Origin of the sequence: Terrimonas sp. (assembly GCF_003075435.1) — a bacterium.
GTDB lineage: Bacteria > Bacteroidota > Bacteroidia > Chitinophagales > Chitinophagaceae > Agriterribacter.
Window position 1 is genome coordinate 16,835 of the sequence record NZ_QCZJ01000035.1, and the last position, 23,172, is coordinate 40,006.

The window sequence follows — 23,172 nt, forward strand, 5'->3', positions numbered from 1 at the left end:
CTACTGTATTTATTATTCATTTATTTATTTACCTGAACAGAGTTTCAGGTCTTATTACACATTATATGGCTGAAAAAAAATCCTTATTTGCATACGCAAAAAAAGACATCGTTTCCGGGCTTATTGTTTTCCTTATTGCATTACCACTTTGTTTAGGTATTGCGCAGGCGTCTAATGCTCCGCTTTTCTCAGGAATAGTGGCAGGCATCATTGGTGGTATTGTTATTGGTTACCTCAGTAAATCGCAGTTGAGCGTTAGCGGGCCCGCGGCGGGTTTGGTGTCAATAGTTGTTGGTGCTTTAGCAGAGCTGCAGGCATTTGAAATTTTTGTATGCGCTGTAATGCTGGCCGGTCTTTTTCAGGTATTACTTGGTTTTTTAAAGGCTGGTACATTTGCTAATTTCTTTCCTTCCAGTGTTATTGAAGGGATGCTGGCAGGTATTGGTCTTACTATTATTTTTAAGCAGTTACCTGATGCTGTGGGGTATAACGGACCAGATCAGTTGATTGGTATGCGTGATGGTGAACGGGGTATGAATTTTGAAATTCTTACCGGTATTACAGATCATATTAAAATCGGGGCACTCCTGATCACAGTGATCGGAATAGCAATACTTGCTTTATGGCAAACAAAAAGAATGAAGAAATTTCAATTGATCCCGGCAGGGTTACTGGTTGTTTTAATAGGTACATTCTTGAATATGCTGTTTAAAACTACTGCCGGAACGCTTCATCTCGATGATGAGTTCCTGGTACAGCTTAATGTTCCTACTTCTGCCAAAGACTTTTTTGCACAATTCAGCTTTCCGGATTTCAGCGGATTTTTAAATCCGAAAGTATGGCAGTTCGGAGCCATCATTGCCGTGGTGGCATCAATAGAAACATTACTCTGTATTGAAGCAACTGATAAGCTCGATCCTATGAAACGGAATACATCGGGCAATGCGGAATTGAAAGCGCAGGGAATTGGTAATATGCTTAGCGGTCTTATCGGAGGCTTACCTATTACATCTGTAATTGTGCGCTCAAGCGCCAATATCAATGCAGGCGCCAAATCTAAACTCTCCGCTATTTTTCATGGTGTATTGCTTTTAACTTGTGTTGCATCTATTCCGGCCATTTTAAATTATATACCAAAATCCGCCCTTGCCGCCATTTTGATATATACAGGGTTCAGACTTGCCCGTCCTGCATTATTCAGGCATATGTATAAAGTAGGACCAACAGAATTTATACCGTTTGTGGTAACTGCCGTAGCTGTAGCACTTCCTTTCCTCGGCTTATTAAAAGGTGTTGCAATAGGATTTGTGATCAATATATTTTATTTATTAAGGGCTAATATGCGGATACCTTATTATTACCGCAGGGTGCAATCTGATAACGGAGATATTACCCGTCTTGAGTTGGCACAGGAAGTATCTTTCCTGAATAAAGGAAGTATAAAAGAAACATTTGGCTCAATTGCTGATGGAAGCACTGTAATTATTGATGCTTCTAAATCGGAGTATATAGACTATGATGTGCTTGAAGAGATCCGTGAGTTTCACGATGTGCAGGCGCCTAACAGGAATATCACTGTTTCGCTGGTAGGGTTCAGGAATGATTATAAAATTCCCCAGGGTTCAAATGTACACTACCAGATGATGGACGAACTGGCTTCAGATAAAACTGCAAAAACATCAGCAGGAAAACATAAAAAATTACTCAGGGAGCTGAATGCAGGAAGGCCTCCTGTAAATGAATGATTGTATTTTTTTATATGAATTGCCGGTTGTACTCAACCGGCAATTTTTTTGGGAAAAGTGTGCAGCGTATTCATTCTATATTACATTTTGGGTTTCTCTTCAGGAGGGAAAGTTAAATCTTATTAATTTTAATGAGATTTTAATATCTCTAAAAAACTTCAATATGAGTTTAAATGAATATAAAGAATCTATAAAAAATTTAGTAGACTCTATAAACGACGAAACCCTATTAAAACACTGGAAACACCAGATAGAATGGGATATAGAAAATAGTGATGCGATTGAATTGTCTGCTGAAGAATGGAGTTTGGTGCAGGAAGGTATTGCAGATTATAAAAAGGGTGATGTAATAACGCTTGAAGACTTTATCAGCAAACGGAAATGATACGTTACACGCTGAGTTTCACCAGGAGCGCTGATAAGACGAAGCTATATCTATAAGTACATAACAGATAAATTCGGAGAAATATATGCTCAGAAGTTCCGTAGGAATCTGATTGAATTTTGCCATTTGTTAACTAAGCAACCACTTATTGGCAGACCTTCAAAAAACGATGAGACACTCAGCGTCTTTATTTTCAGTAAGCAAAATAAGATTGTATATAAAGTTGAAGATAATAACATAACAATAATCCGGATATTAAGTATAAAAACAAACCTTTCTTCAAAATATTAAACCGCAGGTCGCTTGCCTGCCTGCTTTTCACCTAATAGCACCTAATAGCGCAAGCATATAAGCCAGCGAATTATGGACTGCTAAAAATACTTGAGCACCAGGCGTCCCGTTTGTGCCGTTAATACCTGATGCCCTGTAATTAATTTCAGAAGCCGGTTAATAGTTTTTAGATTTAATCGTGAGTCGTAAATATAATTTTGGCAATAATGATAAGCTTTATTTTATCTGTTTTGCGGTAGTATATGGGATTGATTTATTTATCTGAAATGAGTAGCACAAGCGTGACGCGCCTGGTACCCCAATATTTGCAACCTTGCATCTGATTGGGCGGCTCATTCATTTTAGATACATTTTCTCTATAATCAGGGATTTACTTACTTTCATGTCCTGATAATATCCGCCTACTGGTGGTAACAAATAACTGTTATGAGTGATATATTATCCTTCATTCCCCAACGGCCGCCATTTGTAATGGTTAGTGAAATTATTAAGGCAGATGCACAGGCTTGTACAACAAAATTTCTTGTTGATGCGGATAATATTTTTATGAACAATGGGTTTTTAGGCGAACCGGCTTTGGTGGAGAATATAGCTCAAACTGCAGCAGCTCATACGGGTTATCTGTGCAGTAAAAAAAATGAACCCGTGCCGGTAGGCTTTATCGGGGCAGTACAACAGTTGGAGGTATTTGCACTTCCTTCAGTTAACGATATACTTGAAACGGAAATTACTGTAAAGAACCAGGTATTGAATGTTGCGCTTATTTCCGGCAAAATAACCTGCAGGCAAAAACCAGTAGCACAATGTGAAATGAAAATTTTTATTCAACCTGATAAATAAATATACAATATGAAACGTATACTCAAATCATCACTGCTTTTGCTTTTTATAGTACTGGTTGCAGGCGTTCAGCAAGTCTCAGCCCAGTCACTTAAAGAGTTCTTCAATTCTTCTGAGGTGCCTCTTACTTACCTCGGCGTTGATTTTACCAGGGCCAAAATTTTAAATGAGGTTGCAGTGAACAACATGGACATAAGAGACAGGCAGTTCCCGGCCATTAACCAGGTAATTATTAATGAACCCAAGAAATATGATTTCCAGAAAGCATTTTCAAAAACTACTGTTAATAATGATATCGCGTTGGTGAATGCAAAAAATGCAAAAATTGATGCTGAAAAGCTGGTTGAGTCAGGCTCTGATGCGGTACACCTGAAAAAAGCGGATATTGATGTGATAGTTAAAAGTTATGACTTTGGTGGTAAAAAAGGCATCGGCCTAATGTTTATTATGGAAAGCATGAATAAAGCAAGCGCAGAAGCCTCAATGTACGTTACGCTGATCGATTTGTCGAGCCGTAAGGTATTGCTTACTGAAAGGATGACGGCTAAAGCTGCTGGTTTTGGTTTTAGAAACTATTGGGCTAAAACAATATACGAAGTACTTGCTGATATAAAAAAATCGAAATACAAAGAGTGGAAGGCAGCCAATTGATATTATATATACTTTTAAAATGCGAAAGTGAAAGATTTACAGGCATCTTTCACTTTTTCATTTAATTTAGTGCCCTTTTAAAAGCGTTCAGTCACACGAAAGAATAATTTATAAATGCAAAAGACCTTATCCGGCAGGATTGAAATAAATGTCAGGTTTAATGAAGCAGATCCGTTGGGTATAGTGTGGCACGGGCACTATGTTCGTTATTTTGAAGATGGCCGTGAAGCCTTTGGCAATGAGCATGGTATTGGTTATCTTGATTTTTACAAAAAAGGCTATGTCATACCCATTGTAAGTATTCAATGTGATTATAAACGTTCTTTAAAATATGGTGAAAGAGTGATCGTGGAAACGACTTTTGTTCCCTGCGATGCGGCTAAATTAAAATTTGAATACAGGCTATTTAATGCCGGAACCAAACAGGTTGTAGCTACAGGTTCTTCTGTGCAGGTGTTTTTAGAAAAAGAAAATTCGGTATTGCAACTAACTAATCCGGATTTTTTTGAAGAATGGAAAGCGCAAAATGGACTGATATAATTTTTAACCAGACTAATGAACCCGGTTTATATTATTGCTGAAAATATTGTTTCTCCGATTGCTGGTACCGCGCTGGATAATTTCACCTTATTGAAAGAAGGCAGATCCGGTATACAACAGCATAATATACCGCGCTTTTCTCCTGAGCCTTTTTTTGCCTCATTGTTTCCGGAAGAAAGTTTTGTAAGCGATAATGTATACACGAAATTTGAACAGTTGCTGATAGCATCTGTAAGTGATGCATTGTCGCTGACAAATATTAATCCCGCTGATGAAAGAACAGGTTTAATTATTTCCTCTACCAAAGGCAATATCAGTTTGCTTGAAACCAGTACGCAGAACGAAGCGCTGGTGAAAAGGATGTCCCTGCCTGTATCTGCAAAACTTATTGCGGAACACTTTAAGGTCGTCAATAAACCCATAATTGTTTCTCATGCCTGTATTTCAGGATTGGTTGCATTGATCACAGGCATGCGCATGATTCAGTCAGGCAAATATGATCATGTAATTGTTGCCGGCGCGGATATCATCACGCAATTTATACTTTCCGGTTTCCAGTCTTTTCATGCCATCAGTAACCAGGCTTGTAAACCTTTTGATGCGAACCGCACCGGTATTAACTTGGGCGAAGCAGCAGCCACTATTATTCTTTCTTCCCAAAAACCCAAAGGAAAAGAAGCTATAGTGCTCAATGGTGGTGCTGTAAGCAATGACGCCAATCATATTTCAGGTCCCTCAAGAACCGGCGAAGAATTGTACCAGGTAATACAGCAGAGCATGCAGGAATCAGGGATTGATGCTACAGAGGTTGATTTTATTTCGGCACACGGCACAGCCACAATGTATAATGATGAAATGGAAGCCAGGGCCTTTAACCTTGCAGGCTTGCAGGATGTACCGTTGAATAGCCTGAAAGGATATTATGGACATACGCTTGGCGCTGCAGGATTGATAGAAACAGTTGCCTCTGTTTTATCTTTAAAAGAAAACGTAGTTTTACCCACTCCCGGCTTTGATACACCAGGCACAACCAAACCCGTTAATGTGAACAGGCAATTGAAGCAGGGAATATATAATGCATGCCTTAAAACTGCCTCTGGCTTCGGCGGCTGTAATGCGGCAATAGTTTTGAAAAAAATAAACATATAAAAAGATAACAGAACGTTTTCATGGAATTTTATACAAAAGATACTAAGACAGCACTAGAAGCTAAGCATCTCGCTCAATTTATTGCATTCGGACCCGTGGTTTTCCAGGTGGCAAAAGTGGTTAGAGATAACGGTATTTTAAAAGCTATTGAAGATAGCGCCAGCAATGGTTTAACTATTGAAGAGATCATTGAGAAAACCGGTGTATCGCGTTATGGCGTAAGGGTATTGCTTGAATCTTGTTTAGGCATTGGTTTGATACTGCTGAATGATGGCAGGTATACTATTACAAAAACAGGTTATTTTATACTGCACGACCCATTGACCAAAGTAAATATGGATTTTGTGCATGATGTATGTTATAAGGGCTTATTTCATCTTGATAAAAGTATTGAAACCGGTAAACCCGAAGGCTTGAAGGAACTCGGTAATTGGGCAACGGTGTATGAGGGTTTGTCTCAACTGCCACCACATATTCAGAAAAGCTGGTTTGGCTTTGATCATTTCTTTTCAGACATCGCTTTTCCTTTGGTGATTAAGCATGTATATAAAGATGGCATTAAGAACCTGCTTGAAATTGGAGGTAATACCGGGAAGTGGGCCATTGCTTCTGCAAAACATGCCGATGATATACATGTTACCATAATGGATTTGCCGGGCCAACTGGAAATGGCGAAAAAGAAAATGGAAGAACTCGGGCTTTCTGACCGGGTATCATTTCACCCTGTAAACATATTGGATGAATCCCAGCCTTTTCCAAAGGGATTTGATGCCATCTGGATGAGCCAGTTCCTGGATTGTTTTTCTGAAGAGGAAATTGTGTCAATATTGAAACGTTGCGCAAATGCCATAGATGAAAATGGCTATGTGCTTATCCTGGAAGCATTCTGGGATACACAGCGTTTCGAAACCGCAGCATTCTGCCTGCAGCAAACATCCATTTATTTTACAGCACTGGCAAATGGTAACAGCCAGATGTATGATTCAAAAGTTTTTAAGCAATGTATATATGACGCGGGTTTTGAAATTGTGGAGCAGGTTGATAATATCGGGCTTAGTCATACATTGCTGAAATGCAGGAAGAGGAAATAGGGGTAGCGGTCAGCAGTCAGGTATCAGCAGTCAGCTATCAGCAGTGAGCTATGAGCAGCGGGTTTTCAGTTAATTGCTTAAAGCTATCAGGTATGATGTGAGATGTTGACCTGGCATCGGCCAATAGCAAACTGTTAATCGCTGACCGCTCAAAGCCCAATGCTCACCGCTAATCTCTTTAAACTAAATATATGCAAACAGAAAAAACAGATGTACTGGTAATTGGTGCGGGGCCTTCCGGAACCGTTGCCGCATCTATCGTTCACCAGGAAGGCTACAAAGTAAGGATAGTAGAAAAATTAAAATTTCCCCGCTTTGTAATAGGGGAAAGTTTGCTGCCCCGATGTATGGAGGCATTGGAAGAAGCTAAATTCCTTGATGCGGTGAAGGCAAGGGGGTTCCAGGAAAAAAACGGAGCCAAGTTTGTTAAGAATGGTAAGGTATGTGATTACCAGTTTGCAGACCAGTTTACACAGGGCTGGAAATGGACATGGCAGGTTCCCCGTGCAGATTTTGATAATACGCTTGCTACGGAAGTTGAAAAGATGGGCGTACCGGTTGAATATGAAACTACCGTTACCGGTATTGTTTTTAATGATGACGGAAGATCCGTAACAACGGTTGAAGATAACAACGGCAATAAGAAACATATTGAAGCAAGATTTATTATAGACGGAAGTGGCTACGGAAGAGTGATACCAAAGCTGTTCAACATGGAGCGTCCTTCCAATCTTCCGCCACGTAAAGCATTGTTTGCACATACTATTGATAAAAAGCGTTCAATGGCAGACGAGCCGAACCGTATTACGATTGTAGTGCATAAAAAAGGTGTATGGATATGGATCATACCATTTTCTAACGGCATTACATCGGTTGGCTTTGTGGGCGACAGGGAGTTTTTTGATGGTTTTGAAGGAACGGACGAAGAAAAATACCGGGCAATGCTTGCAGGTGAAAAAGATATTGCTGAAAGATTTAAAGATGTTGAACTGGTATTCCAGCCAAGAACATTAGAGTCATGGTCTGCCACCACAGATAAATTTTATGGAGATGGTTTTGTGCTTACAGGCAATGTTACCGAGTTTCTTGACCCGGTATTTTCATCAGGCGTTACATTGGCAACGGTTTCAAGCCAACTGGCAGGAAAACTTGTGGTAAGAAAACTGAAAGGCGAAACAATAGATTGGAATGCATCATATATGGATATTATGTTGCAGGGTGTAAATACATTCCGCTCATATGTAATGGCATGGTACGAAGGCACACTGGATACTATCTTCTTTGCAGACGATCAGGATCCTTTGATCAAAAGCCAGATTTGTTCAGTGCTGGCAGGATATGTTTGGGATACCACAAATCCCTATGTAAAAGATCATACCACCGCACTGCATAAATTGGCGCGCATTATTAAAATGAGAGATGATTTAAGAGCAGGAGGAATGAAATAAGCGTGGTGGAAGGTATAGCGGCTAAGAAGTTACAGGTTTAAGGTTGCAAGTACATACACCAGCTCACTATTTAGCAATATGTTTTTAGTTTAGGTACCTGTAACCTGAAACCCGTAACTTGCAATCTTGCAGCCATTGCCTATTCACTATTGTCCATTGCAACACATCACCACATATAGCACTATTTCAGGTAATGCCGCTTCAAAAGACGGTACTGTTTTGTTTGAGGAGCAATCATTATCTCCGCAAGAGTTCCTTCTTTCTTTATACAAGTATCTGCAGGCTGATTATCCAAAATATTATAAAATGGATAATCTGTGTAAGCTTGGCTTTTTAGCTACGGAAATATTGTTGCAAAACAGGAATGTTGCGGAAGAATATGGAAAAGCAGGAGCGGGTGTTGTGCTGAGTAATGCCAATGCAAGCCTTGATGCGGACATTGCTTATTTTGAAACAGTGAAAAATATACCAAGCCCTGCCCAATTTGTGTATACTTTGCCTAATATTGTGATCGGCGAAATCAGCATCAGGCATGGTTTAAAAGGAGAAAATGCTTTTTTTGTGTCTGAAGATTTTGATGCGGCATGGCTGGAGTTTTATGTAAACGATCTGTTTAAAAGAAAAACAATAGATTGCTGTATTGCAGGCTGGGTAGATTTTTTAGGAGGGTCATATAAGGCTGTACTTTATTTGGTGGAAAATCGCTCAACAGAACGATCTTTGCCGTGGGAAACTGAACATATTAATAAAATATACGAGTTAGCAAATGGAAAAGTTAATGGCTGATCTGAAGCGACAGATCATTGAACAGTTAAACCTGAAAGATTTAAAACCTGAGGATATTGGTGATGACCAGCCTTTATTTGTTGAGGGACTTGGACTGGATTCTATTGATGCTCTTGAACTGATCGTATTACTTCAGCAGGAATATAAAATTAAGCTTGCCAGTGCTGAAGAAGGACAAAGCGTGTTCCGTTCAGTAAGGACAATGGCACAATATATTACGGAGCATCAACCGAAAACGGTGTAGTGAGGTAGAAGGTGTAAGTAGGGTAGAAGGGAAAGGGTTTTGCGTTTGTGGTTTGTAGTTTACGAAACCTCTAACCATAAACAACAAACCATAAACCACAAATATCTCAAATTTCAAATTTCAAATCTTCTTGACTAAACCGGTTTTTATTACAGGTGCAGGCGTAATATCTGCCATTGGCAACAATGTGCAGGAGAATCTTGCTGCACTTGAAAATGGAAAAGCCGGTATGGCAAAAATGGAATATCTTTCTTCTGCTCATAAAGAAAAGTTGCCGGTAGCTGAGGTAAAGATGAATAATGAAGCGCTGGCAGCACTTGCAGGAATGCCTGCACATATCAGCCGCACGGCATTGCTTTCCGCTATTGCTGCAAAAGCAGCAATACAAAACGCGGGACTGGAAAGCCTCAAAGGTTTACGCAGTGGCTTTATCTCTGCCAACACAGTAGGCGGGATGGATAAAACAGAAGATTTTTTCACGGATTTTTTAAGTGATCCACAAAAAGGAAGATTAAGAAACCTGGTACATCATGAATGTGGCGCTGCGACAGAACTGGTGGCTGATGTGCTTGGTATAAAAAATTATGTATCTACAATAAGTACAGCCTGTTCATCTTCGGCCAACGCGGTGTTCTATGCTGCAAGACTTATCAAACAAAATATCCTGGATATTGCTATAGCCGGTGGCACGGATTCGCTCACAAAATTCACCCTCAATGGCTTTAATACATTGATGATACTTGATCAGCAGTATTGCCAGCCTTTTGATGAAAACCGGCGTGGACTGAATTTGGGTGAAGGGGCAGGATATGTTGTGCTGGTTTCTGAAAAAGTAGTACAAACGTTAAAGCAAAATCCTGTTTGCACATTAAGCGGGTATTGTAATGCCAATGATGCATATCATCAAACTGCATCTTCACCTGATGGAACAGGTTCTTATCTTGCTATGAAAGGAGCACTTGAACAAAGCGGGCTAAACCCTGCTGATATTGATTATATTAACCTTCATGGCACAGGCACACAGAATAACGATATAGCTGAAGGCACAGCCATTAAATTATTGTTTGAAGGTAAGTATCCGAAGATGAGCTCAACCAAATCATTTACAGGGCATACACTTGGTGCAAGCGGTGGTATTGAAGCGGTGTTTTCTGTACTGGCATTACAGTATGGACTGATTTATCCCAATCTCCGTTTTGAAACGCAGATGGCAGCGCTGCCTTTTGCTCCTGAAACCATTTTCCGCAAAGGAGAAAAAGTAAATCATGTGCTGTCAAACTCATTTGGCTTTGGCGGTAATTGTTCTTCACTCATTTTTTCAAAACTGCAGGCATAATGTATATTAAAGCGGCCGCAGCCATATCACCCCAGGTTTCGTTTGAGCAGATACTGCAATCACCGGCATCCTATAATAGCAACAGGTTGAATTGTGCAGAGCCTGATTATACCAAATTATTTGATGCACGCATAATAAGGCGCATGAGCCGTATTATTAAAATGGGCGTTGCAACAGCGAAAGATTGTTTACATCAGGCAGATGTACAAAGCCCCGGTGCAATTATAACCGGAACAGCTTATGGTTGTCTTGCCGATACGGAATTGTTTTTATCTAAAATGGTAGAGAATAAAGAAGAACTGCTTACACCTACAGCATTTATTCAATCTACCCATAATACCGTTGGTGCACAGATAGCGTTGATGCTTAAATGCCATAACTATAATAATACATTTGTGCATCGTGGGTTTTCCTTTGAAAGCGCTATGCTGGATGCTATAACATTATTACATGAAAATGCAGTTGAAGATGTATTGGTTGGTGGTGTGGATGAAATAACAGATACCAGTCATACATTACTGAGCCGTTTCGGTTTATATAAACAACATGCTTTTTCTAATCTTGATTTGTATAACAACCATTCAAAAGGAACTATAGCGGGCGAAGGAGCAGGGTTCTTTTTGTTGTCAAAAAAAACTACCGGTAACAGCTATGCAAAGCTGGATGATATGGCTACTTTGTATAAACCTTCTTCACCCGGGGAAGTAGCTGGTTTCGTGAATGATTTTTTGCATAGAAATAATATCAGGGCAGGGGATATCGGTTTGCTGGTATCCGGCGAAAATGGAGATGCCGCTAATGATAAATGGTATGCAGATATGAAGAAGACATTGTTTAATGATACTGCAACACAAGCTTTCAAACATTTTTGCGGCGAATATCCAACAGCACCGGCTTTTGCATTATGGCTGGCTGCCAATATTATGAAAACGGGTAAAATACCCGCGCATAAAAAAATAAAAGCGCCCGGAAAAATATTGATCTATAATCATTATCTTACTATTCATCACTCATTATACCTGCTTTCTGCATGTTAAGATTCAATACCATCACCGCTATATTTGTTGTGCTGCTGATAGCGCTTATAGGTATACATTTTTTCTACGGATTTTCCTATTATGTGTTTGCCATACTGCTGGTGCTGTATGCGGCAGCACTCGCCTATGGGAGTTATAATGTACGCTCCAACTTTTATGTAAAAACCATCAGTTCTGCCAACACACCGCTTAAACAAATTGCTATCAGTTTTGATGATGGTCCTGCTAAAGATTATACCCCACAGATATTACAGATACTCAAAGAACATGAAGTGAAGGCAGCTTTTTTTTGTATAGGCAAACGTATTAAAGAGAACGAAGACTTACTGAAACAGGTACACGAAGAAGGGCATATTATCGGTAATCACAGTTATTCGCATGATCTGTGGTTTGATCTTTTTTCTGCTAAAAAAATGTATGAAGATCTGCAGATGATGAATAGTGTGATGGAAAAAACTATTGGCAAAAAACCTAAACTTTTTCGCCCGCCTTATGGTGTTACCAATCCGAATTTGAAAAAAGCCATACAGCAGGGCAGGTATATTACAGTTGGCTGGAATATACGCTCTATGGATACAGTGGTAAAAGACGCCCGCAAATTACTCGCAAAAGTTACGGCTTCGTTAAAACCCGGCGCCGTGGTTTTATTTCATGATACCAGCAAAACTACGCTGGATATACTTTCCGCGTTCATTAAGCAAGCCAGGGAAATGGGGTACGATATTGTGCGGTTGGATAAATTGCTTAATTTGGAGCCTTATGCGTAGCATTTTTTTATTAGGGTATATATTGATGTCTAGCCTTGTTGCCAATGCGCAATATTCCGGTTACAAACCTGTGGCAGACGCTGCCGCTTTTAAAGTGCAGTTCGCGGAAGCATCTAAAAAAACAAACGCTATTAAAAGTGATTTTGTGCAGGAAAAGAACCTGAGTTTACTGGCCGAAAAAATCACATCAAAAGGAAAATTCTGGTTTAAAAAAGATAACCTTGTGCGCATGGAATATACTCAACCTTTTCAATACCTCATGATATTAAATGGCACGAATGTATATGTAAAAGACAGCCAGAAGGAGAATAAGGTATCTGTAAAATCAAACAAGCTGTTTCAGCAGATCAATAAAATAATGGTGGATTGCGTAAAAGGCGAAGCTTTGCAGAGTGGCGATTTTACCGTAAAGGTTTTTGAAAATAGCAGTACCTATCTGGCGGAGCTCATACCTGTAGATAAGAATATGAAAAAGCTTTTCAAAAATATCAACATGATCATTGAGAAGAAAAGCTTTGGCGTTACTGCAATTGAAATGCATGAGCCTTCGGGTGATAATACTGTTATCAATTTTGTGAATCGTGAACTGAATACCAATCTTCCTGATGCGTTATTTACTATTCATTAGTATAGTTTTATACTGCACAGCCTGTTCATCTTCCTACAAAGCATTGCAGCGCACGGAAGCAGATCCTTCTTGTGTAAAAAAGTTTAAACCTGCATTTGCAACCGCTTTATATACTACACAGGTTGATGTGATCGGTAAACATTTAAGCGGCTTGCTTATTATAAAAACAATGCCCGACAGTAGTGTGCGTATGGTATTTTCCAATGAAGCAGGGTTTAAATTTTTTGATTTTGGATTTGAGCAGGATGACTTCAAAGTGTATTATGTTTTCGACCAGATGGATAAAAAAGCCGTGATTAAAACATTGCGCAAAGATTTTGAGCTGGTATTGATGCGCCATCTTGATGCACAGCAATCGTATACGGCAAAAGAAAGCCAGGGTTTGTATCATGTTTTCCCGGATGGCAGGGACATATACTATTATATTACCGACGGTGCCTGCGATAGTTTAATACGTATGGAACGTGGCAGCAAACGTAAAAAAGTAGTAGAAGCTTTAATTAAGCCAGGAGCTGATAATGTGCCGGATAGCATTGGAATAAGGCATTATAATTTTAATTTTGATATACAGCTAAAACGCCTGCAAAGAGATGCTCAATAATGATTTTTTTTATACAAGATCAATCAGCAATGAGGATAACAATATTATTGCTGAATTGCAATTGAATCCTGCGCACAAAATATTTGAAGGACATTTTCCCGGTCAGCCGGTAGTGCCCGGCGTTTGCCAGGTGCAGATGATAAAAGAAATCCTTGAAACAGCTTTGGACTATAATCTTCAGCTAAAATCAGCCGATCATATAAAGTTTCTCTCTGTTATAATTCCTGATCATTCTGCTGTTGTTAAGGCGGTAATAAAGTATACCGAAGAAGAAAATGGCCTATCCGTAACGGCTTCCCTTGCAAAAGAAGACAGGATTTGTTTAAAGTTCAAAGGAATATTTCAATCCTGAAGTATTACTCAGTAATTGGGCGCATTTCAAATTTTCGCATATAGGTACTACTGCTACAGCAGACCCGTCGTGCCTCGGGGTGACAGACTGCGGTGCAATGCCGAACTATGTTACCATTGCCAGACATTTGTATCAATGCTGAACAACGCACTGCTGCTGTCATGCCGAGGCACGAGGCATCTGCATATGATTGCCCGATTCGCGAAAATCTGAAATGCACCCCAGTAATTTCCAGGTTATCCATTTTCTGAAGAGCTTGTTCAATGTTTTATGCAGCTTTTAGCATAAAAATAATAAAAGATAAAAATGTCTTTTATTATTTTTATTATCCTTAATTTTGTATTCACATTACTGAATACATTTTAAATAATACACTATGATCACAGCAGAAATATTAGATGTAACCCGGATAGAGCCAAAACTTAAACACCCTACCATCTTTAAATACTTTGATGCTTTAGATAGCGGCGAAAGTTTTGTAATTGACAATGATCATGATCCCAAGCCACTGTATTATCAATTGCTCGGAGAACGTGGGAATATATTTAGCTGGGAATATCTTTTGCAGGGGCCTCAAAGGTGGCAGGTAAAAATAGCAAAGCTATTGAATACACCGGGAGAAGAAACCATTGGAGAGATTGCGGCTAAGGATATGCGTAAAGCTGCTATATTTAAGGCAAAGGGAATTGATTATAGCTGTGGTGGAAATAAAACGCTGGCGCAGGCTACCGCTGAGGCCGGAATAACAGAAGAAGAATTAGAAACCGCATTAGGAAATGCCGGCAATCAACCGCTTACTGCATCCCAGGATTTTGCAAAATGGTCCCCGGAATTTTTAACCGATTATATCAGCAATACACATTATCAATATATAAGGGAAAATATTGAAACCATCTGCGGATTAACAGAGAAAGTTGCCGGCCGGCATGGTAACCAACACCCTGAGCTATACCGGTTACTACAATCTGTTCCTGCTTTTTTTCAAAACCTGCTGGTGCATATCAATAAAGAAGAGAAGACTTTTTTTCCGGTAATAAGACAGAAAACCGGCAGAAAAAAAGACCCCTCATTGCCGGTAGTGTATGAGGAAGGGCTGATACAACAATCTATCCTTTTATTACAAAAGGAACATCATATTATAGCAGAAGATCTTGCATATTTCAGGAAAATAACAAATGGGTATACCCTACCGGAAGAAGCATGTAATTCTTATACCTATTTATATAAAAAACTGCTGGAACTGGAAGAGGATCTGAAGCAGTGCCTGCACCTGGAGAATAATATTTTATTTCCAAAAGCTGCTGCTTTATAATAATAAACCTGCGCAACAAATATTTGTAAATCAGGATGAGATATGGAAAATATAATGAGCTTCAGCAACGATACTAAAATATCAGCATTAATAAAAGCAAATAAGAGCTGCATTAATGCTATTGCAGGCGTAGCAAAACCTTTTCAGCGTTTAAAAAATCCCATCCTTAGGAAAATAATGGCGCCCCGCGTAACAATACTGGAGGCTGCAAAAATGGGGGGATGTAAAGTTGAAGATATTGTGAATGCACTTACTCCCCTGGGGTTTAATTACAAGCCGTCGCCAATTGATATTAGTGAAGTGCAATATAAGCCGGAATGGCTGCAGCGGGCGAATGAAGCATGTATTACGAGATACGATGTCCGTCCTGTTATTGAATCAGGTACTGATCCTTTAAAAGAAATATTGAACAGGCTTAAAGATGTAGCTCCCGGTGAGGTATTGTGTATCATTAACAGCTTTATACCTACCCCGCTGATTCATTTATTGGAACAGGAAAAAGTAGAAAGCAGTTATGTAGAAACCATAAGTCCTGATGAATTTCACACTTATTTTCTTAAAAATAAAGGTGGAATTGCAAAAAAAGAGGCAAATGCTGCTGTAGCAGCTGATGATAGTAATTCTTTTGAAGCAATATATAAGCGGTTTTCTGAAAAACAGGTAATAGAAACTGATGTCCGGCACCTGGAGATGCCGCAGCCTATGCAGGTTATATTGCAGGAGTTGAATAAATTGCCTCAGGATAGTATGCTCTATGTGCATCATAAACGTGTACCTGTATATTTACTGGAAGAGCTTGCTGATAAACATTATGAGGTGCATATACATGCTATTGCCGAAGGAAATGTAAAAATGATAATATTCAAAAAAGCATAAAGTTTTCTGGTTACAGGTAATCATTGTTATGTCAAACATTCATATAGGAAATGCTCCACCTGATAAAGTCATACTCCCTTTTTATGCAACGGGAGCCTTTGTTTTTTGGTTGCTTTGTCTTTTATTGTTGGCAGATCCGGGCAGCCTTACACAGCATCATTTTAACCCTCATTTACTGGCTATTGTACACATGGCTGCTTTGGGATGGGGCACAATGATCATTATGGGGGCAGCTCATCAATTATTGCCAGTGATTTGTGAACGTGATTTATTTAACCCTGTATTAGCCTCGGTAAGCTGGTATTTTTTAACTGCAGGAATAATATTCCTTGCTTATGCTTTCTGGAACATGCAGACCGGTTGGTTAATGATCGGCGGGGGAGTGCTGGTTGTATTGTCTGCTTTAGCTTATTTCATTAATACCGCATTTACAGGCAGTGTTTTTATTCATTATTCTGTTGTACGGGTGTTTATTTTTTCCTCTGCTTTCTGGTTATTATTTACTACTTTAATTGGTTTATTGCTTGCCATTAATCTCCGGTATGTCTTCTTTACAAAAAATCACCTCGAGCTTCTTAAGCTCCATGCCCATGCCGGCCTGGCAGGATGGTTTCTTCAATTAATTACCGGTGTAAGCAGTAAACTGGTTCCGATGTTTTTGCTTGGCAAATCAGATAAAGAAAAGTTACTGCTGTACGCTTTTATACTTCAGAATGCAGGGTTATTGCTTTTCTTGTTTGATGGATACTTTCTTGAAATGCCTGCATTAAGAATGTTTGTTTACGCAGTTCTTGTTGCTGCAGGCATTACCTGCTGGTTGCTGTATCTTTATGATGCATTTCGTAACCGGGTACGGAAAAAAGCTGATATCCAGATGAAGCAAACATTTCTTTCATTCCTAGGCATTGTTATTGCGATATTACTGGTGCCTTTTGTTTTATATGCCAATGATCCCCGCTGGAGTATTGTATATGGAGCGTTTTTATTTATGGGGTGGATTACAGGGCTCATTCTTGGAAAAACATTTAAAACCTTGCCATTTATTGTTTGGAACAGGCATTATAAAAATCTTTCCGGGAAAGCTAAAATACCGCTTCCTAAAAACCTGTACAGCGAAGGATTGGTGCAATGGCAGTTTCGCATCTTTATAGCAGCAATGGTATTGCTTGCAGCAGGTATATTAATGAATAACACAATTATTGTACAGGTTGCGTCTGTATTCTGGCTGCTGTTGGCAACTATATATTTATTGAATGTTATGAAGGTATTGTTGCACAAAAAAACGCTTTTGTCATGATCGTTTCATTGTCGCAGCCTTATGCAAACGAAAAGATTAAAGCGCAACAGGCTTTATATAATGTAATAGATCCGGAGCTTTTTGTGAATGTAATAGATCTTGGATTGATATATGAAATAGATTTTGACGGGGAAAATAGTATAACAGTAACAATGACATTATCAACTCCTCATTGTCCGATGGGGGAAGCAATAACAAACGGAGTACGCAATGCGCTGGAAATAGCATTTCCGGGGCGTACAATAAATATTAACCTGACTTTTGAGCCCAGGTGGAATTTTGAAATGCTGACAGAAGAAGGCCGGGCACAATTGGGGGTTTGAGTGTATGCTGTTATAGTGTATACAAAAAATTAAACTGAATTAAAATTTGAATGATCACAAAAGATTTATATTTAATTAACCGGTAAATTTCTCCTGAATAATTGTTATTGTTTTATAGCCAGGAGAAACGCCGATGAAATTCTTTGTTCACCCTTTGTGTATTTTGTGAATGAAAAATTTCATGTACGTTTGATAAGTAAAATGAAAAGATGTTTTCAAAAACATGTGAATACGCCATAAGAGCAACAATATTTATAGCGCAGAAAACAAAAGAAGGAGAGCGGGTAGGGATAAAAGAGATAGCAAAGGGAATAGATTCTCCTGAACATTTTATTGCTAAAATATTGCAGGATTTAAGCAGGAAGGGCATCGTTCAGTCTGCTAAGGGACCTAATGGAGGGTTTTACCTGGATAAAGTTTCTATGAAACAGTCAATAGCTGATGTTGTGAAAGCCATTGATGGCGATAAAGTATTCCAGGGATGTGGTTTGGGCTTAAAACAATGTTCAGAGGCAGAGCCATGCCCTATACATCACGAGTTTAAAAGATTACGGAAGCAGTTGTTTGTAATGTTGGATAAGGCAAAAGTAGGAGCATTTACCGAAGCGCTTGAAAGTAGCCTTGCTTTTCTTAAGCGATAATTTTTTTAACCTAATAAAAGATAAAAAGGTATTAATATCTTTAATATGAAATCGAGATTTATAATAAACTTTCTCCTTTTGGTAGTATACGGCAACGTAAATGGACAGGAGATGAGGCCTTCCGGGTTTACCCTGAGCTCTGCTCACTTGCAAACGGGATGCATATTTGCAATGTTGTTTTTTTTACTTGCTGCTGTTTTGGTTTTAAAGAAAAAGGTATCAATGCTGCAAAAAAAACGCCGTGAGCTACAGCAGAAAGGTGATAGCAAAGTCTTCAGGGCGCATATGCATAAGCTTACGGGCAAACAAATTGAAACGATTATCAAATACAAAGCCTGGAAAAAAACAGGAAGACAAAGTTCCTTAATGCTTTTGCTTTCTGTTCTTATTACAGGTTCCGCAAATAACCTTACAGCTCAGCCAATGACGGAGAAGGGTGAACTCCTGTCACAAGGGGGAATTATTATTACTATTATCCTTGTTTTAATTCCCATTATTGCAGCTGTTTTACTGTTTATTGTAAGACTGAATAGGCTTATAACTCAACATAAAAACAAGCTTAATATGCAGGAGGCTGCCAAGTTTGCCCAATACCTGCAAACACTTACCGATGAAGAATTAAGCGAAACGCTTAAGAAAAGAAAAACAGCCCTGGAATATACATTAGCCAATAATGAATTATCCGGTAATGAACCTCCTGAAGATTCAAAAGGGTTATTAAATATAAACCAGGAGCCTGGTTTGCCTATAGTTGCTATTAAAAAGAAAGCGCTGCCCCGTCCTAATATTGATCCGGCATTATCGAAATTGGTTTTATGGTACCTGGGATGTGCTACATTCTGGTTGTTGTTTGGAACTACTGTAGGCGAATATGTAGGTATCAAGTTTGTAGCTCCTGATATTGATCAATCCAGCTGGCTTAGTTTTGGAAAATTGCGACCGGTGCACACCAATTCGGTTTTTTGGGGGTGGGCTTCACTTGGTATGCTTGGGCTCGGTTATTACATAGTGCCGAGGGTAAGTAATGTTAAATTATATAGCCTCAGGCTAGGCTGGTATGCACTTTATTGCATCAATGCCTGTGTGCTTATAGGGTCAATATGTTTGATGGCAGGCATAAACAACGGAGGGGGAGAATACAGAGAATACATTTGGCCGGTTATGCTGCTGTTCGGAGTTGCATTGGGATTGTCTCTTATTAATTATATTAAAACAATTGCATCACGAACGACCAGGGAAATTTATATTTCTAACTGGTATATGGTTTCTGCCATTATTTTTACTATTATCATTTCTCTTGCAGCTTATATTCCTTACTGGCAAAATGGGTTAGGCGAAACTATTATACAGGGTTACTACATGCACCAGGGTGTAGGCATGTGGTTTATGTTATTTACGCTTGGCATAGTATATTATTTTCTTCCGCAACAGTTAAATAAGCCTATTTATTCCTATAGTTTGGGTGTGCTTGCTTTCTGGACGCAGATATTGTTTTATACACTTATCGGCACACATCATTTTGTATTCAGTTCTATACCCTGGTGGCTGCAAACGGTAGCAATAGTAGGTAGTGCAGGTATGGCAATACCGGTAATTGCCGGTACCACCAATTTTTTAATGACGTTTAACGGTGCATGGTATAAAGTGAAGGACAGCTATACGCTTCCCTTCTTCCTGGTGGGTACTGTTTTTTATTTTACAGGGTCAATGCAGGGCACTGCCGAAGCCTTCCGCTACACCAATTTGCTCTGGCATTTTACTGATTTTACAGTGGCACATTCTCATCTTACCATGTATGGCATTATCTGTTTTTTTCTTTGGGCATGTATTTATGCCGTAGTGCCCAGGCTTACAGGTAAAGAGGCGCCGCAAATTACTATAGGTGCACACTTTTGGCTCGCATTGATCGGGATGTTGTTTTATACTATTCCCCTGATGTATGGCGGAACCCTTAAAGGTTTATTGTGGATGAATGGTAAACCTTTTATGGAAAGTGTAACCATGATGGCGCCTTACTGGTTATGGCGTGCTATAGGAGGCAGCCTGATGTGGTTATCACATTTGTTCTTTGCTTATAATATGTATAAAATGATAGCACGAAGGCCGGAAACAGATATCAGGGAAACAGCGATAGATCAATTAAAGCAAAATCTTTCAACCGGACATACAACATTATATAACCATCTGTGAAATAAGAATAATGGAATTTTTTGATAATCATAAAAAGCTATTTGGCACGGCAGCAGTCATGTTTGTAACGCTTACATTGGTTGTAGCTATTATGCCGGCCATACACAATCAAAATAAGAATAAGCCACTTGCCGGTGCAGTTGAACCCGGAGATGATGTAATAAAAGGTAAAGCTGTATTTATTGCCAATGGTTGTGTTGCCTGCCATACGCAGCAGGTGCGAAATGTAGACATGGATAAAGTGTGGGGCAGCAGGCCGGGAATTGCAGCAGATTATGCAAATATCCGCCGGACGGATTTCTGGCGGAATACTGCAACGCTTATGGGCACAGAGCGTACCGGGCCTGATCTTACAAATATCGGTAACCGTCAGCCTTCTCAAGACTGGCATCTTGTTCATTTGTTCAATCCAAGAATTGTTGTAAAAGAATCCGTAATGCCTGCTTATCCATGGTTGTTTACCATAAAGAAAAAAATATCAGCACAGGATATTGCAGTTAATGTGCCATCATCCTATTTGCAGGATAAAGAAAGCAAAGTGGTGGCTAATAAAGATGCTGTTTATTTAGTTGCTTATCTCCAGTATTTAAAACAGGCAGCGCTGCCTGATGGAAAAAATGCGCCGGAATTTTTGTACAAGCAAACACAAAAACAACTACCGGGAAACGGTGATAATACAAATGCCGTAAATGGTAAAGAACTATTTGCTGCTAATTGCCAGGCTTGTCATCAGGCAAATGGCGAAGGCTTACCCGGGGCATTTCCTTCTTTAAAAGGAAGCCCGGTTGTGACAGGCGATAATCTCCAATTGTATATAGATATTATAATGAATGGTTATGATGCCAATCCTGGATATGGAGTAATGCCGCCTGTGGGGACTAATATGAGATTCACAGAAAATGAAGTAGCGGCCATTGTGAACTATGAACGCAATAGTTGGGGAAATAAAGGTGGTGAAATAACGCCTGAGGAGGCAAAAAAAATTATGGAAGCCATTCAACTTAAAATATCAAAAGAATGAAAAAGATCGTATGCAGTATTTTTCTGCCACTTGTTTCTGTTTGTAAAATACTTGCCTGTGAAGTTTGTGAACGCAACCAGCCGGCAGTTTTAAAAGGTATAACGCATGGCACTGCACCTGAAAGCCGCTGGGATTATCTTATTGTGTGCTCAGCAGTAGTGATAGTTGCTGTATCAGCTTTTTATTTTGTAAAGTGGATAATATATCCCGGAGAGCGATCTGAAAGACATATCAAACGGGTTATTTTAAACAACGAATACTATGAAGGATAACAGTACTATATTTATTTTTATTGATAATGATACTAAACCGGTAGCAGAAGTATTATCCCCTGTTAGTTTTGAGCTAGACACACGTAAATTAACGGATGGGGAACATGTGCTGAAGATAGTAAGCAGGGATCCTTCCGGCAAAGAGGGGATACGCAAGATCCCTTTTATTGTTCGTAACGGACCGGCTATAGCAGTTGAAGGAATCAAAGAAAATGCAATAGTTGACGGAGTATTACCTTTAATGATCAATGCATACGGAAAAGGCGATCAGAAATCTTTTTTGATTGAAGGTAGTGAAACACCGCAAAGTATACCCTCCTGGGTTTGGATAATCATAATTGTATTTACCGGGTGGGCAATGTATTACCTGTACAGGTATTTTTCTATTTCTTAAGATTATTTTTTGTCAGAATGTCCGAGGTCTTTGCCAGGGTTTATAATATCTCTGACCAATTGCTTCAGCCCTTTTATTTCCGGGAATCTTCCTTCTCTTTTCCTGTCAAAAACAATTTGTTCGTTTATGCTTATGGTATAGCGCCCGCTTATTTCAGAAGGAATGAGCGAAACAGCTTTTACATCATCAGAAAAAGTGGTTAACAGCTCCTGTGCCATATAAGCTGCGCGTAACATCCAGCCGCATTTGGGGCAATACTCAATGGATATAGTTGGTTTCATTAATGCCGTTTCTTTGATTTCGTTTTGGGAGGATCAGCAAGTATTTCATCAACTGTTTTCAGTTGTGAGTCTTCCTTCTTCTTTTTGATATAAATGGTTTTATAAATCACCTTGTTGGGGTTGTTTTTCAGGATCACGGTTATGTTTATCTTCTCCTCATTAGTTTCAAAAGGTATCCATAAACTGTTCCCGGAAAATTTACTATAAGAGCTTATAAACGACAATTGAGTGCTGTCAAGCGGGCGGATGCTACCGTTTGCTAATTTCCCTTCAACATTAATATAATTGTAAGTGCCTTTTTTTAAGCTGTCAGTATAGAGATTGAAATATATACTGTCGATTTTTTGCGCAAAAATCACAGTATGAAATACAAGGAGGGGGAAAAGTAAAAGTTTTTTCAATTTGCAGTGTTTTACTAACCATAGACGGTTGCTGGTATGCAAAAGTACAGACCTATGGTTCAAAATAACAAAAGTTTATGAATGTACAAATGAAGACGTGCTGTTTTATAACAGGTAGCGGCTGCAGGGAGTTCGCTTTTTAAAAAATTTAAGGCAATCTTAATTTGTGGAATCTCAATTCCTTTATAAAACTTTTTATTGCTTAACTAATGGATATTTGTCTTTAGCGTTTAAAATATCATTTTAAAACCGAAGTCCCTGCCGCCCGGCTGA

At 39.2% G+C, this 23,172-nt stretch carries 28 protein-coding genes; 26 read left to right on the forward strand and 2 right to left on the reverse strand.

The features are described from left to right. Window positions 1-65: 65 nt before the first annotated feature. The 26 genes from DC498_RS23305 (at window position 66) to DC498_RS23430 (ending at window position 22,217) form a co-directional block, all read left to right on the forward strand. On the forward strand, window positions 66-1,745 hold the full coding sequence (locus tag DC498_RS23305; protein ID WP_116876563.1) for a SulP family inorganic anion transporter: 1,680 nt from the start codon (window positions 66-68) through the stop codon (window positions 1,743-1,745). A 163-nt stretch (window positions 1,746-1,908) separates the two neighbouring features. Then, complete coding sequence (locus tag DC498_RS26020) at window positions 1,909-2,130, forward strand: hypothetical protein (RefSeq protein ID WP_133176961.1); 222 nt, start codon at window positions 1,909-1,911, stop codon at window positions 2,128-2,130. Window positions 2,131-2,178: 48 nt separating this feature from the next. Next, window positions 2,179-2,421 (forward strand): type II toxin-antitoxin system RelE/ParE family toxin, encoded by a 243-nt coding sequence (locus DC498_RS26845; protein WP_370443933.1) that lies wholly within the window; start codon window positions 2,179-2,181, stop codon window positions 2,419-2,421. 426 nt (window positions 2,422-2,847) lie between these two features. After that, complete coding sequence (locus DC498_RS23320; protein WP_240628084.1) at window positions 2,848-3,261, forward strand: 3-hydroxyacyl-ACP dehydratase; 414 nt, start codon at window positions 2,848-2,850, stop codon at window positions 3,259-3,261. A gap of 9 nt (window positions 3,262-3,270) precedes the next feature. After that, window positions 3,271-3,912, forward strand: a complete 642-nt coding sequence (locus tag DC498_RS23325) for a hypothetical protein (protein ID WP_116876566.1) — start codon at window positions 3,271-3,273, stop codon at window positions 3,910-3,912. Between the two features lie 114 nt (window positions 3,913-4,026). Further along, complete coding sequence (locus tag DC498_RS23330; protein WP_116876567.1) at window positions 4,027-4,452, forward strand: acyl-CoA thioesterase; 426 nt, start codon at window positions 4,027-4,029, stop codon at window positions 4,450-4,452. Window positions 4,453-4,467: 15 nt separating this feature from the next. After that, entirely contained in the window at window positions 4,468-5,601 is a 1,134-nt protein-coding gene (locus tag DC498_RS23335) for a beta-ketoacyl-[acyl-carrier-protein] synthase family protein (protein ID WP_116876568.1), read from the forward strand. 20 nt (window positions 5,602-5,621) lie between these two features. Beyond that, a complete protein-coding gene (locus tag DC498_RS23340; protein WP_116876569.1) occupies window positions 5,622-6,692 on the forward strand; it encodes a class I SAM-dependent methyltransferase in 1,071 nt (356 codons plus the stop codon). A 191-nt stretch (window positions 6,693-6,883) separates the two neighbouring features. Then, window positions 6,884-8,140 (forward strand): NAD(P)/FAD-dependent oxidoreductase, encoded by a 1,257-nt coding sequence (locus DC498_RS23345; RefSeq protein WP_116876570.1) that lies wholly within the window; start codon window positions 6,884-6,886, stop codon window positions 8,138-8,140. Window positions 8,141-8,275: 135 nt separating this feature from the next. Next, window positions 8,276-8,926 (forward strand): hypothetical protein, encoded by a 651-nt coding sequence (locus DC498_RS23350; RefSeq protein ID WP_206197732.1) that lies wholly within the window; start codon window positions 8,276-8,278, stop codon window positions 8,924-8,926. Next, window positions 8,907-9,170: a phosphopantetheine-binding protein gene (locus DC498_RS23355; protein ID WP_116876572.1), complete on the forward strand. Its 264-nt coding sequence runs from the start codon at window positions 8,907-8,909 to the stop codon at window positions 9,168-9,170. Before DC498_RS23350 ends, DC498_RS23355 begins: the two co-directional genes overlap by 20 nt. A 130-nt stretch (window positions 9,171-9,300) precedes the next feature. Next, window positions 9,301-10,506 carry a beta-ketoacyl-[acyl-carrier-protein] synthase family protein gene (locus DC498_RS23360; protein ID WP_116876573.1) on the forward strand — a complete coding sequence of 402 codons (1,206 nt, stop codon included), beginning with the start codon at window positions 9,301-9,303 and terminating at the stop codon, window positions 10,504-10,506. Beyond that, window positions 10,506-11,543: a beta-ketoacyl synthase chain length factor gene (locus DC498_RS23365; RefSeq protein ID WP_116876574.1), complete on the forward strand. Its 1,038-nt coding sequence runs from the start codon at window positions 10,506-10,508 to the stop codon at window positions 11,541-11,543. Before DC498_RS23360 ends, DC498_RS23365 begins: the two co-directional genes overlap by 1 nt. Further along, window positions 11,537-12,310: a polysaccharide deacetylase family protein gene (locus tag DC498_RS23370; RefSeq protein ID WP_116876575.1), complete on the forward strand. Its 774-nt coding sequence runs from the start codon at window positions 11,537-11,539 to the stop codon at window positions 12,308-12,310. Before DC498_RS23365 ends, DC498_RS23370 begins: the two co-directional genes overlap by 7 nt. Beyond that, window positions 12,303-12,938 (forward strand): LolA family protein, encoded by a 636-nt coding sequence (locus DC498_RS23375; protein WP_116876576.1) that lies wholly within the window; start codon window positions 12,303-12,305, stop codon window positions 12,936-12,938. The genes DC498_RS23370 and DC498_RS23375 overlap by 8 nt, the downstream gene beginning before the upstream one ends. Further along, window positions 12,916-13,539, forward strand: a complete 624-nt coding sequence (locus DC498_RS23380) for a hypothetical protein (protein ID WP_116876577.1) — start codon at window positions 12,916-12,918, stop codon at window positions 13,537-13,539. Before DC498_RS23375 ends, DC498_RS23380 begins: the two co-directional genes overlap by 23 nt. Then, window positions 13,529-13,891 (forward strand): ApeI family dehydratase, encoded by a 363-nt coding sequence (locus tag DC498_RS23385; RefSeq protein WP_116876578.1) that lies wholly within the window; start codon window positions 13,529-13,531, stop codon window positions 13,889-13,891. Before DC498_RS23380 ends, DC498_RS23385 begins: the two co-directional genes overlap by 11 nt. Before the next feature lie 376 nt (window positions 13,892-14,267). Beyond that, window positions 14,268-15,203, forward strand: coding sequence for a DUF542 domain-containing protein (locus tag DC498_RS23390; protein WP_116876579.1), 936 nt, complete (start codon window positions 14,268-14,270; stop codon window positions 15,201-15,203). Window positions 15,204-15,245: 42 nt separating this feature from the next. Then, the gene (locus DC498_RS23395) at window positions 15,246-16,079 is read left to right on the forward strand and encodes a DUF2249 domain-containing protein (RefSeq protein ID WP_116876580.1); all 834 of its coding nucleotides are present in this window, start codon (window positions 15,246-15,248) and stop codon (window positions 16,077-16,079) included. 28 nt (window positions 16,080-16,107) lie between these two features. After that, window positions 16,108-17,376 (forward strand): hypothetical protein, encoded by a 1,269-nt coding sequence (locus DC498_RS23400; protein WP_116876581.1) that lies wholly within the window; start codon window positions 16,108-16,110, stop codon window positions 17,374-17,376. Further along, complete coding sequence (locus DC498_RS23405) at window positions 17,373-17,699, forward strand: metal-sulfur cluster assembly factor (RefSeq protein ID WP_116876582.1); 327 nt, start codon at window positions 17,373-17,375, stop codon at window positions 17,697-17,699. The genes DC498_RS23400 and DC498_RS23405 overlap by 4 nt, the downstream gene beginning before the upstream one ends. A gap of 209 nt (window positions 17,700-17,908) precedes the next feature. Beyond that, entirely contained in the window at window positions 17,909-18,340 is a 432-nt protein-coding gene (locus DC498_RS23410; protein WP_116876583.1) for an RrF2 family transcriptional regulator, read from the forward strand. Between the two features lie 222 nt (window positions 18,341-18,562). Then, a complete protein-coding gene (locus DC498_RS23415; protein WP_240628085.1) occupies window positions 18,563-20,530 on the forward strand; it encodes a cbb3-type cytochrome c oxidase subunit I in 1,968 nt (655 codons plus the stop codon). A 10-nt stretch (window positions 20,531-20,540) separates the two neighbouring features. Next, window positions 20,541-21,551, forward strand: coding sequence for a cbb3-type cytochrome c oxidase subunit II (locus DC498_RS23420; RefSeq protein WP_116876585.1), 1,011 nt, complete (start codon window positions 20,541-20,543; stop codon window positions 21,549-21,551). After that, window positions 21,548-21,823, forward strand: a complete 276-nt coding sequence (locus tag DC498_RS23425) for a hypothetical protein (protein WP_116876586.1) — start codon at window positions 21,548-21,550, stop codon at window positions 21,821-21,823. Before DC498_RS23420 ends, DC498_RS23425 begins: the two co-directional genes overlap by 4 nt. After that, a complete protein-coding gene (locus tag DC498_RS23430) occupies window positions 21,813-22,217 on the forward strand; it encodes a cytochrome C (protein ID WP_116876587.1) in 405 nt (134 codons plus the stop codon). Before DC498_RS23425 ends, DC498_RS23430 begins: the two co-directional genes overlap by 11 nt. A 2-nt stretch (window positions 22,218-22,219) precedes the next feature. Here DC498_RS23430 and DC498_RS23435 read toward each other — a convergent pair whose 3' ends face one another. Both DC498_RS23435 and DC498_RS23440 read right to left on the reverse strand, forming a co-directional pair. Next, window positions 22,220-22,498, reverse strand: a complete 279-nt coding sequence (locus DC498_RS23435; RefSeq protein WP_116876588.1) for a SelT/SelW/SelH family protein — start codon at window positions 22,496-22,498, stop codon at window positions 22,220-22,222. Further along, complete coding sequence (locus DC498_RS23440) at window positions 22,498-22,899, reverse strand: hypothetical protein (RefSeq protein WP_116876589.1); 402 nt, start codon at window positions 22,897-22,899, stop codon at window positions 22,498-22,500. Before DC498_RS23440 ends, DC498_RS23435 begins: the two co-directional genes overlap by 1 nt. Between the last annotated feature and the right edge of the window lie 273 nt (window positions 22,900-23,172).

Bases quoted from the DNA above. Each gene is read 5' to 3' on its own strand.
- DC498_RS23355 (WP_116876572.1), top strand. From the start codon at position 8,907: ATGGAAAAGTTAATGGCTGATCTGAAGCGACAGATCATTGAACAGTTA.
- DC498_RS23385 (WP_116876578.1), top strand. From the start codon at position 13,529: ATGCTCAATAATGATTTTTTTTATACAAGATCAATCAGCAATGAGGAT.
- DC498_RS23430 (WP_116876587.1), top strand. From the start codon at position 21,813: ATGAAGGATAACAGTACTATATTTATTTTTATTGATAATGATACTAAA.
- DC498_RS26020 (WP_133176961.1), top strand. From the start codon at position 1,909: ATGAGTTTAAATGAATATAAAGAATCTATAAAAAATTTAGTAGACTCT.
- DC498_RS23420 (WP_116876585.1), top strand. From the start codon at position 20,541: ATGGAATTTTTTGATAATCATAAAAAGCTATTTGGCACGGCAGCAGTC.
- DC498_RS23435 (WP_116876588.1), bottom strand. From the start codon at position 22,498: ATGAAACCAACTATATCCATTGAGTATTGCCCCAAATGCGGCTGGATG.
- DC498_RS23410 (WP_116876583.1), top strand. From the start codon at position 17,909: ATGTTTTCAAAAACATGTGAATACGCCATAAGAGCAACAATATTTATA.
- DC498_RS23380 (WP_116876577.1), top strand. From the start codon at position 12,916: ATGCGTTATTTACTATTCATTAGTATAGTTTTATACTGCACAGCCTGT.
- DC498_RS23370 (WP_116876575.1), top strand. From the start codon at position 11,537: ATGTTAAGATTCAATACCATCACCGCTATATTTGTTGTGCTGCTGATA.
- DC498_RS23405 (WP_116876582.1), top strand. From the start codon at position 17,373: ATGATCGTTTCATTGTCGCAGCCTTATGCAAACGAAAAGATTAAAGCG.
- DC498_RS23305 (WP_116876563.1), top strand. From the start codon at position 66: ATGGCTGAAAAAAAATCCTTATTTGCATACGCAAAAAAAGACATCGTT.
- DC498_RS23390 (WP_116876579.1), top strand. From the start codon at position 14,268: ATGATCACAGCAGAAATATTAGATGTAACCCGGATAGAGCCAAAACTT.
- DC498_RS23345 (WP_116876570.1), top strand. From the start codon at position 6,884: ATGCAAACAGAAAAAACAGATGTACTGGTAATTGGTGCGGGGCCTTCC.
- DC498_RS23335 (WP_116876568.1), top strand. From the start codon at position 4,468: ATGAACCCGGTTTATATTATTGCTGAAAATATTGTTTCTCCGATTGCT.
- DC498_RS23375 (WP_116876576.1), top strand. From the start codon at position 12,303: ATGCGTAGCATTTTTTTATTAGGGTATATATTGATGTCTAGCCTTGTT.
- DC498_RS23325 (WP_116876566.1), top strand. From the start codon at position 3,271: ATGAAACGTATACTCAAATCATCACTGCTTTTGCTTTTTATAGTACTG.
- DC498_RS23415 (WP_240628085.1), top strand. From the start codon at position 18,563: ATGCTGCAAAAAAAACGCCGTGAGCTACAGCAGAAAGGTGATAGCAAA.
- DC498_RS23400 (WP_116876581.1), top strand. From the start codon at position 16,108: ATGTCAAACATTCATATAGGAAATGCTCCACCTGATAAAGTCATACTC.
- DC498_RS23340 (WP_116876569.1), top strand. From the start codon at position 5,622: ATGGAATTTTATACAAAAGATACTAAGACAGCACTAGAAGCTAAGCAT.
- DC498_RS23395 (WP_116876580.1), top strand. From the start codon at position 15,246: ATGGAAAATATAATGAGCTTCAGCAACGATACTAAAATATCAGCATTA.
- DC498_RS23330 (WP_116876567.1), top strand. From the start codon at position 4,027: ATGCAAAAGACCTTATCCGGCAGGATTGAAATAAATGTCAGGTTTAAT.
- DC498_RS23425 (WP_116876586.1), top strand. From the start codon at position 21,548: ATGAAAAAGATCGTATGCAGTATTTTTCTGCCACTTGTTTCTGTTTGT.
- DC498_RS23320 (WP_240628084.1), top strand. From the start codon at position 2,848: ATGAGTGATATATTATCCTTCATTCCCCAACGGCCGCCATTTGTAATG.
- DC498_RS23365 (WP_116876574.1), top strand. From the start codon at position 10,506: ATGTATATTAAAGCGGCCGCAGCCATATCACCCCAGGTTTCGTTTGAG.